Source organism: Bradyrhizobium sp. Leo170, assembly GCF_004296405.1.
GTDB lineage: Bacteria > Pseudomonadota > Alphaproteobacteria > Rhizobiales > Xanthobacteraceae > Bradyrhizobium.
The window spans coordinates 1-10,560 of sequence record NZ_PSRR01000304.1; the positions used below are offsets into that span (position 1 = coordinate 1).

Genomic DNA, 10,560 nt, shown 5'->3' on the forward strand with positions numbered 1-10,560 from the left:
CGCGCGGTAGCCTGTGCACGCTTGGCAGCCTCCAGGTCCATCTTCGCGCTCTTCAGCGCAGCGTCAGTCCACGCCCCCACCTCGTCGGGTTGGCCCTCTGGAGCAAACTCATAGGCGAGATACGCTGCCGCAGCACCGGCAGCCGCTACCAAGGTGTATGGACTGCCGAGACCCATCTTGAGGATCCCGCCCGCCCGGCCCCACTTGGACGGCGTGCCGGGTGTCGTTCCCTTGCCGCCACTGCGTCCGCCACCAGCTTCGGGAAGCACGCTTTCCCCGCCCAGCGCCGCAGCGGCTCGCGTCAGCGCCCCCGCCGAGGCTTGCAGCTCGGTGCCCGCCGTGCTCAGAGAAGCCACCGGAGAGAGGAGAGACTTGGTGACCGCGACCCCGAGCGCACCCGCGACAACCGTCGCGAACCCGCCAGCAGCGACTGCCATATTCGGATCTTCGCGGATCCTATCAGCTACACCCTTAAGTATGTCGGCCAGATTGATCGACTTGGCAAACGCTTCCCCCGCCGCCGCAGCAGCATCTTTCCACGCCGTCGCAACGTTTTCCGCTTGCGCCACCCATGACTGTTCGACCGCCGTAGAAACCGGCTGTTCCATCGCCAGCCTGGCCTGCGCCAGGGCTGCGTTCATCTGGTCGAAGCCGAGGATCATATCCGTGATCCCCTGAATGCCCGCCGACGACATTCCGGCGAATTTCTTATTGATGTAGGCGATACGCTCGGCGTTGCTGTCGACGTCCTTGCCTTCCTTCGCAAGGTCTGCCTTCATCTTGGGCACGAAGTGCTTCTGAAACCAGGTGGCGGGGTCTTGATTCAGCAAGCCCTCGTCAATCGGCTTCCCTGACCCGGCAATCACGTTGCCCTTCTTGTTGCGCTTGGGATTCACCAACAGACCCAGATCGGCCAGCGAGTTGTTCAGCGTCTTCACGTCGACAGTGCCGGACGCCGCCTTGATGGCCTTGAACGTCTCGTTCGCGGCCCTGACGCCACGCGACCCGGCGTTGATCAGCATCCGCGCAATCGAATCTTCGTCCAGCGAAAAACCGGCTGTCTTGGCGTTGGCGAGCGTCGTCCTGATCAACTGCGGCGTGATATCAGGATCAGCCGCCATCGCTTTCTGGATACCATTCAGCACCCGCAGGCCATCTTCGGAGAACCTGCCCTGCTTGTCGACAATATCCGTGGACGCAAGGTTCACGCCCTGAATGAGCTTACGCAGGCCCTCCAGCGTCTCTGAACGCGACTTATCCGGCGCCTGTGTGAACAGTCGCGGCAGAACGTTTTCCTCGAGCTGCTTCGTAATGTTGACGGCAGCGACCGCTCTTTCCCTCTCGTTACCTTGAACGTCACCGAGCAGTGAAGTGCGCAGACGATCACGTTCGTCTTGACGTTCCACCAGGTGGCGTTGAGACGGCCCTCCTCGTCGTAGCGGTTGTTGGTGACGTCGTTGACGATCATCGGCGAAGTCATCGAGCCGGTGCCGCCAATCCGCGGCACCGTGACCACGAAGCCGTTGGCTTCCAGGATCTGCTGCTCGTCAAAGGTGAAGCACTGGAAGCAGGACTCCGGCTGCTTGACGCAACCCAGCACCCCGAAGTCCGGCCCCTGAATCGACATTTCCGGGTTGTCGACCGTCGAGCAGCAGCTCTGCGCGGCGTAGGCGGCAACCTTGAGATAGCCGAGCACCGGATCGTCGCAGCACTGCGCCATCCGGCTGACTTCTGCCGAATTGGTGTCGGTGGCCATGATCTGGCCGAGCGTGCCGGTGTTGTAGGTGTAGCCATGGCCGAAGCACTGCGGCTTGTCGCACGACCATGCCGAGGCGATGTAGGCGATCATCGCATCCTGCCACTCCGGCTTGTCGTAGAGCATGCCGATGCAGCAATAGCAGCACTCGCCGAGGATGGCCTGATAGTCCGGCGGCGCAGCGGCACCGGCGTAGAGGCCCTGGATTGTCTGGGCAATCTCTGCCGTGACGCCTTGCGGCGCGTAGTCACGACGCTGATGCCAATTGTAGATCGGGTTGAGGCAATTCCCGACCGTGCCGGCATTCTTGGCCTCGAGCGTGACAACGCCAAGCGCCGCCGTGGCATCAAACGGGAAACCGATTTCGTGACCGATGGACTGCGCGACCGCAGTGGCGATCTCGTCCTCGGTCATGCCTTCGGTGATCCGGGTCGACGTATTCCAACGGCCGTCGCCCATGAACAGATCGATCCGGCCATCGCTGGTCGCCGGCCCGGTGAAGGTGATGGTGTGTTTCGCCTTGACGGTGGCGCCGACACTCAGATCCTTGTGCGGCAGTGCATAGAACTCCATCGCCTGGTTCGGGCAGCAGCCGAATCCGGTGATCAGACCGTTGGCGATCACCGAGCCTTCGCCGAACAGCACGTCGACATCGCGCAGCGACGGGATCTTGATCAGCGCGCCATCTTCCGCGGTGCCGGTGTCGAGCATCTGGCCTTCCAGCAGGATGCGGCACTTGTTCGGATAGGCGTTCAGGGAAGGATCAAAACAAATCCGGATCGCGCCGGACCGCAGGCTGTCAATCGACATCTTATTGCTCCTTTGCCTTGGCCGGCTGCGGCGCCGGGGGTTGCTGTGAAGGCTTGGCTTTCGGCTTGGCGTCGCCCTCGACCTCGATGTCTCCCCAATGGTCGATCAAGCGCCGGACAGACGGCGTGTCGGTCACCGGGATGAACTTGTCCTCTGGGATCACCCGCCCCTCGTACCAAGCCCGCCGGCCCGGCTTCGTGCGCACATAGATCATGGCCATCGCGGGCCTCCTTTTGCTTGTGGCAGTGGTTGGAAAATTCATGGACACGGATGGCATTCGTCGACCTCCTCCTCGACACACTCGTCAACGACGCAGGCCTTCGGCGTGCACAGCCTCCAGTCGATCGTGAAGGGCTCGCCGGTCTCATTGACATCGGCGCACCAGGTAAAGGTCGCCGCAAAATGAAAGGTCAGCGTCACCGCCATCGCGTCGGCCTGAACATTCATGCCGCGATAGGCGATGTGTTCAGGACGCCCGTTCGCCGCCGGCCACCGCACCAAATTGCTCAGCAGCTTGTCCCTGATGTACTCATACGGATAGTACGACCAGAATGGCGTCTCGTTGCCATTGCTGTCGGTGTAGCGCTCCGGCTTCATCCAGAACTGCACCGCAAACGCATCGACGATCTCGAATCGTTCGCTGTAAGTCCGCAGCAACTGGTTGCCGGTCGAGGAGATGAATACGACTGCCACCAGCGGCAGCGTCGGCACATTCTCCCGAGTGATGGTTGCATCGGCGACCGCAATCGAGCGGCCTCTCAGCATCGGAAACCATTCCGATATCGCGTTCGCTACAGCGGGAAGGAAGCGCGTTTCCCTGACCGGCACATCCATGTCAGAACCTCGCCCATTCAACCCACCGGCCGAGCCGCGCCCTGAACATGCCCTCCTGCAGAGCGTTGTCGCTCATCTTGCGACGACCGCCCATCGGGCGCGTGCCTCTTCGCAAGAACCTCGAATACGGCATGTTGGTGCCGATCGTCATCGACGTGCTGGTCACCTCGGTCTCGATCGAGCCGAGCAGACCGCCGCTGCGCCGCATCGGCCATTCCCCAGGGGCGGAGCCCCGCGCGTCACCGCCCGGCCATTGCCGGCTCGCCCCTGCCCTGAACGCCTGCTCCGACGCCTTGGCCACCCGCTTTAGCCAGCCCTCAATCTCTTCGGTTTTCTTGCGGGCGTGGAATTCATTCCATGGCGTGAATTCAAGCTGGATCACAACACGACATCCTGCCGCGCAGCCGACAATTCGCTCTGCGACGGTTGCGCGGTGTCGGACCGCTCGACCAGACGGCAGGCCAACCTGATCCAACGATCAACATCCGAGAAACCGACCACCTTGTACCAACGCGGCGGCGAGATACGGAATTTCTCGTACACCCAGGCTGCACTGGTGATGTCGATGCCGGCGTTGCCGCGGATCGTGATGATGTGCGTGACCCGGTCCGCTTCTTCCAGAACCGCATAGCCATACGGCGACATGAACGACGGGCGCGGCTGCCTGATGCCGGCCCAGACCCACGCCACCGCCGGCCGCGCCAGCACCATGGTGCCGCCCTGGTCGACCACGTCCTTCATCGTGCACAGCGCAACCCGGTGGCTGAAGTTCGCGATCTTGGGACCGCTTTTGGGTTCTTTGCTGGCCACTAGAACGCCTCTGGATCGTAGATCCGCCAGGTCTCGAGCGCGCCGGAGACCCAGGCGACGTTGTTGGAGCCGTCCACACCGACCGATCGCGCCTCGATGCGGTTGCGCTGGGTCATCAGCTCGTCGCCGGGATGCTCGATGACCCAGGCGATGTATTGCAAGCAGCCGAGCACGATCCCCGCCGGGACGTCGTCAACACAGGCGTAGCCGGCCTTGTAGGCAATCATCATCCCGCCATTGAGATGCCACGTCGCGCACGGGTCGCAGCAATTCGACAGGTTGATGTAATCCTTGCGGATCGGCACATCGATCGAGCGGCTTCCGGGCAGGACGCGAAAGGCCCGATTGTCGGCCGGATCCGGGCTGCCGTAGAGATACACAATGCCGTCGGCAACAGGATACTGAAGCCGATAGCGATAGGTCAGCTTTCCGGGCCGTGCTGACGCCGGCCCCTGCACGGGCTCGACCACGGTGCGCTGACCCGACAACAGCAATCCGGTATAGCGTTCGCAGGCCTCGATCGCTGAGGCGCGGTACAGTCTGAGCTGCTCGTCGGTCACGCCTGGCACGTCGTCGGTCTTGCTGTGCTGGCGAATGGTGTCGAGCGACAGCCGCCCCGACCAGTCGAACTCAATCGTCTGCTGCGCCTCAGGCGGCGGCTCATTGTTGGGCCGCCGATGCTGCTCGCCCGATGTCGACGTCAGCATTTGACAATCCTGATATCGAAACAGTCGGTGCGCGAATAGCAAATGCATTCGCAATCCAGCGCGCCCTGCAACACCGTCAACCGCCACACCTCGCAGAGCTGCGCCGCCGGCGAAACCTTGACCGGAAACGACACCATGAAATAGCGCGGGTCGACGGTCACGCCGTCAGGGTCGATGCTGACATGCGGCGTCGGCGCCGGACTTGCGGAATTGATCCCGACCCCGATCAACACCTCGATCACCACAGGCGCATTGTGCCCATCGGACACAGAAACGAAAAACCGTTCCTCGCCCTTGTAGCCGGCATTCGGCGTGTAGGAGAACGTGCCCGTAGGATCGAGCACTAGCTTGCCGTGCTTCGGCCCGTAGAGCGGCAACAGCTTGAACGTCAGCGGGTCGTCTTCCGGATCCTCGATCTTGTCATTGAGATCCTTGTTCAGCGTGGTATCGATCGCGGCGTCGAACCGCGCCATGTCACCGACCGGATGCGGCGGCATGTTGCCGCCAACCGGCACCGGACAGGTCTCCATCTGCTCCAGCACAAATTGCGGCTTGCAGTGCAATTGCCCGATCGGCACCACCCATGGCGCATAACCGACGCTGACCTTGCTGGTTGTCCCCGGCTTGAGCGAAAGCTTCTCGCAGCAGCATTTGACGCAGCCGTCGTTCGTCATCTGCTGATCATCAACAGTGAAATGCAGCATGGCTGAAGCTTTCTTTGTGAGTAAAAAGCTCGGGAGTGTAGTTTACCGCCAGGGAGAAGGGGCGGAGTTTGCTGAATCTCCCGAGCCCTCGAGAAAAGAACCCGGAACAGGAATCGCCAGATAACTGTCCCGGGCCTTCTTACCAGTGCCCAGGGGCTGGGGGCTTTACGGACACTGGAAGCACGGCGGCGTCGCGAGTGGCTGCGCGACATTCTGCTTGCAGGCATTAGAGCACTGAGCCTTGATCATGGTGATTTCCTTTCCTGTTGCGGCGTCTCCGCCGGTTGCTGCGGCGGCGTCTGCGCGGGATCGGCTCCCGCTTTCCCAAGCCCGTTGTTGTAGGCTCGAGCTTCCTTGTTGGTCATGATCCGGGCATAGCCGTTGCGGGTGAGATAGTCCGACACGTCGGCCGGCAGCACGACCTGCATCGTGTCCTTGTCCCACTCGACGCGAACGATGTCCTGATAGAAGCCGGGCCGATAGTCGAACCACTGGCTGTCTTCGCCCTGGCTGCTGGCAAGCAGCATGACGACGCCGACCGAGCCGGTCGCGGTCTCCGGCCGTTTGCCTTCCTTGATTAGGAGAGTTTCGGTATCGGCCACGAGAAAATCCCTTGAAATTTGCGGAAAAGCCGCGATTTCCAGTCGAGATCCGGGCAAATTTTGCGTTTGACCCTGACCTTGGCCAGCGGATCCTTGGCGGTGTCGACCTCCTGCATCACGCAGATGAAGCCGTCGATGTCGGCGATGAACGAGACCTGTTTCGAAGGCCGCTCGGCGACCAGCCGCATCGACATCGGCTGCAGCATCGACGGCTCGCCGCCCGCCGCCAACGCCATCAGCATCGGCACATAAGGCGAGAAACCCGCCTCGTCCCGGGCTTTGGCAAACACATACAGCCGCCCGAGCGTCGCTTTGGTCAGTTGCGCCCGGACGACAATTTCGTCGCCCGGGGCAACTCGGATCGGCCTACCGGTCGGTACCCGCATTCAGCGCGGCCCGCCAAGCACCACCACCACATTGATCTTGCCGGTGTCGCCGGAGACCGGCATCACCTTGATGAAGGCATCCGGCTTGCAAGGCAGCGTGGCCGAACAGATTGCGTGCTGCTTGGTGCCAGCCGGGATGACAATCTCAGATTTGGCGTTCGGCGGACCAGCGGTCAACCAGTCGCACGACACCACTTCCTGGACCGGATGGAAGGTGCCGGGGTTGCAGGGATTGGCAGTGTCGGCCGGCGCCGCCACCACCTCGAACACCGCGTCAGTAGCGATATCATCGACGACGGAGAAGGTGATGCCGAAGTTGACGTGGTGCCTGATATCGACCGCTTGAGCGACCTGCGCGACCGCCCAGGTCACCAGGCCTTGGTTCTGGGAAGCAATGTTGATGTTCATGTTCGATTACTCCTGCGATTTGGGCTGAGATCCCGCCGCGAACTCGCCCGTGTGCGCGAGCCGGCGGTACTGCTCTTGCGAAATCTTCCAAGTGGCCGTGGCCGGCCACTCTCGCTTCGGCAGAGTCTCTGCCGCTCTCGTCTCTTGTTCCATGATGGGCTCCCCTGGTTACGGGCCGACCGTGAGGATGCGCGCCGCCGGGCAGCAGGCGGTGAAGCCGCCATCCTCGGCGCCGAACTGGTACTTGACGCACCAGGCCGAGCTTTGGCCTTCCCACTGCTCGATCCACAGCGGACGCTTGTTGACCATGTAATAGGCCTGCCCCCACGACCCGGCCGCGACCAGGAAGTCGCCGGTGGTGAACGGATTGGCAGTGGAGCCCTTGGTCAGGCCGGCGGTCGGATCAGGCAGGCAGTTCGAGATCCGGATGTTCTCCCGCACGTCGTTCGGGCTGTAGGTCATCAGCCCGTCGCCGAAGAAGAAGCGCCCCACCGAGTCCGTCAATGCCGCCAGATACGCGAACGTGTTCTGGTGCATCACCGCCGTCACCGGTCCGTACTCGACCGGCGCCGAAGCGAAGAACAGCCGGAAATCGATGTGAGTGAACGAGGTGCCGCCAGTCCTCAGCTTGGTGAAGCAATCGGCCGTCAGCCAGCCTTTCGGCTCGTTGACGCCGTCGCCGACCATCAGCGCGCGATTGCGGTTGATGCGATAGGACCGCGTCGCCGCCTGGTACATGAAGGACAGCAGATCGTAATTGGCCTCGGCGAGCACCTTGCGCACCAGGCAGAACACGCCGCGGAAATCCGACACATTGCCGCTCTTGTACTGGATATTTCCTTCCGGGCCGTATTCGGCATCGCACTTGGCATCGCAATCGTACTGGCCGATCGCACCGTAATCCATCACCTGCGGATACATGAACGTGCTCTTGCCGACGGTCACGCTGCCGTAGAGATCGAGCAGCTCGGCGCATTCGACGATGCAGTTGACCTCGATGCCGAGCATCTCCGGCGAGAACATCGCGCTGTCGAGCGATGCGGCGTCGAACGCTTTTCTTTCGTACTCATCGAAACTGCGGATGATCTTGGCCTTGCTCTCGATGCCGACCTGCATCAGCTTGCGGACCGCGGAACGGTAGGCCTTGGCGTCGACCAGGTTGTCCATGTCCGGCTTGAAGTCGAAATCATTGCCGCCCTTGAACAGGAAGGCACGACGCTGCAACTCGACCGCGGCCTTGATGTCATTGTCCTTGAGATCGCTGCCACCGCGCAGCAGCGGCGCATCCATCTCTTTCTTGACCTGGTCGAGCGCCTGTTGGAGCGCCTGCTGCTGGGTCACCAGCGCGGCGTATTGCCGCGATGATAATTGGCGGTGATGTCGACGTCGTCGCTCATGGCCGTCCTCCGTCACGATGCAGCCAGCGCAGTTCCGCCGGACCAACATGATCCCGCGACCAGACCAACCAGCAGAAATCGGCCTTGCCGCCACCGGGCTTCTCGCCGGCGAGAATGACGTGTCCCGGCGGCATCGATGGCCGCGGCGTCAACAGCCAGATCCGCGCCAAGGGCGTGTCCTGGTTCCAGTGTGCGGCGTTCAAGCGCGCGACCGGGAAGATCATCGCGACCTTGCGACGCGCGAGCTTGAGCGCATGCTGGGCGAACTGCTGGACGTTGGCGAATGGGGAATTGCAGACGATGTTGTCGTGCAAGCCGCGATGGATAAGGAAGTCTTGCGGGGTGGAATCCCAGCCGCGATAGACAAGATCGGAGCCGTAAGCTTTCAGTCCGGCTTTCAGCGCGCTGACGACAATCCGGCCCGTGCCACAACAGGGGTCGTAGACGCTGCCCTCGAACTGCTCCTCGGCGAACAGACGTTCGCTGCACCAGACCGGCTCGACGTACCATTCGTCGTCGGCGCGGCTCCAGATCTTGGCATTGAGCGGGCGGGACTGCGGCTGGGCGGCAATGACATCGTCGCTCATGACGTCTTTCCCTTGAGCAACGCGTCTGCGGTCTGGGCGTTGAGCAGTAACAGTTGGTCCCGCGACATCGTGAAGCGCCGCAGTTCCTCCATGTCGACGGACTGGATGTTGAGCACCGGCTGCTCGGTCTCGCGCATGGTGACGAAGATGAATCGCATCGGGACGGGCTCGCTCATATCAGCCACCTCTGCTTGGGTGAGACGAAAGCGACGGCATGATGCTCGGCGCAATACGGCGAGCCTGGCTTTTTCGGCAGGCCGCAAAACCTGACCGTCGGATGGTCGCCGAACGGAAAATGACAATCGTCATTGCCGAGATGGAGCAGCGGCACCTGCCCCGGCGGTTCGGCCGGCGGACTTCGCAACGCTTTCGGTTTGGATGCCGGCGTGGTCCTCGGCTTCTCTCGGTGCAGCTCGAGCCGCCGCGCTTTGCCGATGCAGGCGTTCTTGCTGACGGTGATGCCGAACTCCGCGGACAGCGCCGCGGCGATCTTCTCGAAGCTGAGGTGTTTATCGTGGAGCGCAAGGAAGCGCTCCATCAGCCGAGGCGCCTCCCAGGGGGTCTTATATTGCGGGCGGCGCAGCATGACCGAGACATCCTTCTAAACAGCCGCTCCGTTGCCCTTGGCGAATTCCGCTTCAAGCTTGTCGAGCGACTCGGTCGACGGCGTCGCGGCATTGTCGAGTTCGTGCACGGTGAGGACGATCGACTGCGCCTGCGTGGTCAGCAGCCCGATATTGGCCATCGCGGTGGCCAGCTCGATCAGCTTGGTGCGGAACACCAGCGCTTCGCTGCGGAAGCGATTGCGCTCCTCGAGCAGCAGCTCGAGACGGTCCTGCTCACGGTGCAGATCGGCGCGGAGCTGGCCGATGATCGCGCGGGCGTCGGTCAGATCGTTCACCATTGATCCGATGTTGGCCAGCGCCGCGGCGTAGCCCTCGAGCGAGCTGGTGTCGCCGGAATCGGTTGCGATACCGGGCTGGGCGATATTCATGGGCGCTTCCTCGTTATTTTGTTTGGCCCGGACCACCGGGCCCGGCCTTATTTCGGCGTTTCACTCGCGAACAGCGCCGCGCCGTCGTGCTGGGCCATGAACTCGTGGACGTGCTCGACCAGGTCCAGATTGGGCTTCCGCCCCCGGCGCAGGTCCCGAACGAAATTTGGATCGTTCAGCACGAGCCTGCCGAACGCGGTCGGCGACATGCCGGTACGCGTGAGGAAGGCTTCGATTTGGCTAAGGAAGACGGCGGCTCTGCTCACAACGCCGTGTAGGCTACTGCCCCTATAAAACGAGTGTCAACATTATTAAATATGCACTATATTCTTAGACAAAATCCTTTTCGAAATACTTTTCAAAATGCTCTACCTAGCATCTAAGACTATTATTGGTTGTAGGAACTCTCCTATGCCCATCGATCAAACGAGAGAAACCGTCATGACTAATCCTGCCCGCCAGCTGATTGCTCAGCGAATTTCAGAGCTAAAGCATAAGACTGGGCTGACCATGGCGGATGTTTCGCGTCAGCTAAATCGCAATCCTGCATACCTTCAACAATTTT

The 10,560-nt window shown here is 61.7% G+C and carries 16 protein-coding genes; all 16 read right to left on the reverse strand.

Translation table 11 applies throughout. The annotated features are described in order from the left end of the window. The coding region (locus tag CWO89_RS34105) for a hypothetical protein (protein WP_207234631.1) at positions 1–1,406 on the reverse strand (1,406 nt) is incomplete at its 3' end. A gap of 1,161 nt (positions 1,407–2,567) precedes the next feature. Next, positions 2,568–2,786 (reverse strand): hypothetical protein, encoded by a 219-nt coding sequence (locus CWO89_RS34115; protein ID WP_130582854.1) that lies wholly within the window; start codon positions 2,784–2,786, stop codon positions 2,568–2,570. A gap of 38 nt (positions 2,787–2,824) precedes the next feature. After that, entirely contained in the window at positions 2,825–3,331 is a 507-nt protein-coding gene (locus CWO89_RS34120) for a hypothetical protein (protein WP_130582855.1), read from the reverse strand. Between the two features lie 70 nt (positions 3,332–3,401). Then, positions 3,402–3,782, reverse strand: coding sequence for a phage virion morphogenesis protein (locus tag CWO89_RS34125; RefSeq protein ID WP_130582856.1), 381 nt, complete (start codon positions 3,780–3,782; stop codon positions 3,402–3,404). Then, positions 3,779–4,210: a head-tail adaptor protein gene (locus CWO89_RS34130; protein ID WP_130582857.1), complete on the reverse strand. Its 432-nt coding sequence runs from the start codon at positions 4,208–4,210 to the stop codon at positions 3,779–3,781. Before CWO89_RS34130 ends, CWO89_RS34125 begins: the two co-directional genes overlap by 4 nt. Further along, a complete protein-coding gene (locus CWO89_RS34135; RefSeq protein ID WP_130582858.1) occupies positions 4,210–4,917 on the reverse strand; it encodes a hypothetical protein in 708 nt (235 codons plus the stop codon). Before CWO89_RS34135 ends, CWO89_RS34130 begins: the two co-directional genes overlap by 1 nt. Further along, on the reverse strand, positions 4,911–5,621 hold the full coding sequence (locus CWO89_RS34140; RefSeq protein ID WP_130582859.1) for an Ig-like domain-containing protein: 711 nt from the start codon (positions 5,619–5,621) through the stop codon (positions 4,911–4,913). The genes CWO89_RS34135 and CWO89_RS34140 overlap by 7 nt, the downstream gene beginning before the upstream one ends. A gap of 245 nt (positions 5,622–5,866) precedes the next feature. After that, positions 5,867–6,223: a hypothetical protein gene (locus tag CWO89_RS34145; protein WP_130582860.1), complete on the reverse strand. Its 357-nt coding sequence runs from the start codon at positions 6,221–6,223 to the stop codon at positions 5,867–5,869. After that, a complete protein-coding gene (locus CWO89_RS34150) occupies positions 6,199–6,513 on the reverse strand; it encodes a hypothetical protein (RefSeq protein ID WP_165421439.1) in 315 nt (104 codons plus the stop codon). The genes CWO89_RS34145 and CWO89_RS34150 overlap by 25 nt, the downstream gene beginning before the upstream one ends. Before the next feature lie 96 nt (positions 6,514–6,609). Further along, a complete protein-coding gene (locus tag CWO89_RS34155; protein ID WP_130582862.1) occupies positions 6,610–7,017 on the reverse strand; it encodes a hypothetical protein in 408 nt (135 codons plus the stop codon). 168 nt (positions 7,018–7,185) lie between these two features. Beyond that, positions 7,186–8,430 (reverse strand): phage major capsid protein, encoded by a 1,245-nt coding sequence (locus CWO89_RS34160; protein WP_165421440.1) that lies wholly within the window; start codon positions 8,428–8,430, stop codon positions 7,186–7,188. Continuing rightward, on the reverse strand, positions 8,411–9,001 hold the full coding sequence (locus CWO89_RS34165; protein ID WP_130582864.1) for a DNA methyltransferase family protein: 591 nt from the start codon (positions 8,999–9,001) through the stop codon (positions 8,411–8,413). The genes CWO89_RS34160 and CWO89_RS34165 overlap by 20 nt, the downstream gene beginning before the upstream one ends. Beyond that, the gene (locus CWO89_RS34170) at positions 8,998–9,177 is read right to left on the reverse strand and encodes a hypothetical protein (protein ID WP_130582865.1); all 180 of its coding nucleotides are present in this window, start codon (positions 9,175–9,177) and stop codon (positions 8,998–9,000) included. The genes CWO89_RS34165 and CWO89_RS34170 overlap by 4 nt, the downstream gene beginning before the upstream one ends. Next, on the reverse strand, positions 9,174–9,587 hold the full coding sequence (locus CWO89_RS34175; protein WP_207234632.1) for a GcrA family cell cycle regulator: 414 nt from the start codon (positions 9,585–9,587) through the stop codon (positions 9,174–9,176). The genes CWO89_RS34170 and CWO89_RS34175 overlap by 4 nt, the downstream gene beginning before the upstream one ends. Before the next feature lie 15 nt (positions 9,588–9,602). Continuing rightward, positions 9,603–9,995 carry a hypothetical protein gene (locus CWO89_RS34180; RefSeq protein WP_130582866.1) on the reverse strand — a complete coding sequence of 131 codons (393 nt, stop codon included), beginning with the start codon at positions 9,993–9,995 and terminating at the stop codon, positions 9,603–9,605. A gap of 47 nt (positions 9,996–10,042) precedes the next feature. Further along, complete coding sequence (locus tag CWO89_RS46300; RefSeq protein ID WP_165421441.1) at positions 10,043–10,204, reverse strand: hypothetical protein; 162 nt, start codon at positions 10,202–10,204, stop codon at positions 10,043–10,045. Between the last annotated feature and the right edge of the window lie 356 nt (positions 10,205–10,560).

Excerpts from the sequence above, each read along its gene's own strand:
- CWO89_RS34115 (WP_130582854.1), bottom strand. The coding sequence starts at position 2,786 with ATGGCCATGATCTATGTGCGCACGAAGCCGGGCCGGCGGGCTTGGTAC.
- CWO89_RS34120 (WP_130582855.1), bottom strand. The coding sequence starts at position 3,331 with ATGCTGAGAGGCCGCTCGATTGCGGTCGCCGATGCAACCATCACTCGG.
- CWO89_RS34135 (WP_130582858.1), bottom strand. The coding sequence starts at position 4,917 with ATGCTGACGTCGACATCGGGCGAGCAGCATCGGCGGCCCAACAATGAG.
- CWO89_RS34140 (WP_130582859.1), bottom strand. The coding sequence starts at position 5,621 with ATGCTGCATTTCACTGTTGATGATCAGCAGATGACGAACGACGGCTGC.
- CWO89_RS34155 (WP_130582862.1), bottom strand. The coding sequence starts at position 7,017 with ATGAACATCAACATTGCTTCCCAGAACCAAGGCCTGGTGACCTGGGCG.
- CWO89_RS34165 (WP_130582864.1), bottom strand. The coding sequence starts at position 9,001 with ATGAGCGACGATGTCATTGCCGCCCAGCCGCAGTCCCGCCCGCTCAAT.
- CWO89_RS34170 (WP_130582865.1), bottom strand. The coding sequence starts at position 9,177 with ATGAGCGAGCCCGTCCCGATGCGATTCATCTTCGTCACCATGCGCGAG.
- CWO89_RS34175 (WP_207234632.1), bottom strand. The coding sequence starts at position 9,587 with ATGCTGCGCCGCCCGCAATATAAGACCCCCTGGGAGGCGCCTCGGCTG.
- CWO89_RS34180 (WP_130582866.1), bottom strand. The coding sequence starts at position 9,995 with ATGAATATCGCCCAGCCCGGTATCGCAACCGATTCCGGCGACACCAGC.
- CWO89_RS46300 (WP_165421441.1), bottom strand. The coding sequence starts at position 10,204 with ATGTCGCCGACCGCGTTCGGCAGGCTCGTGCTGAACGATCCAAATTTC.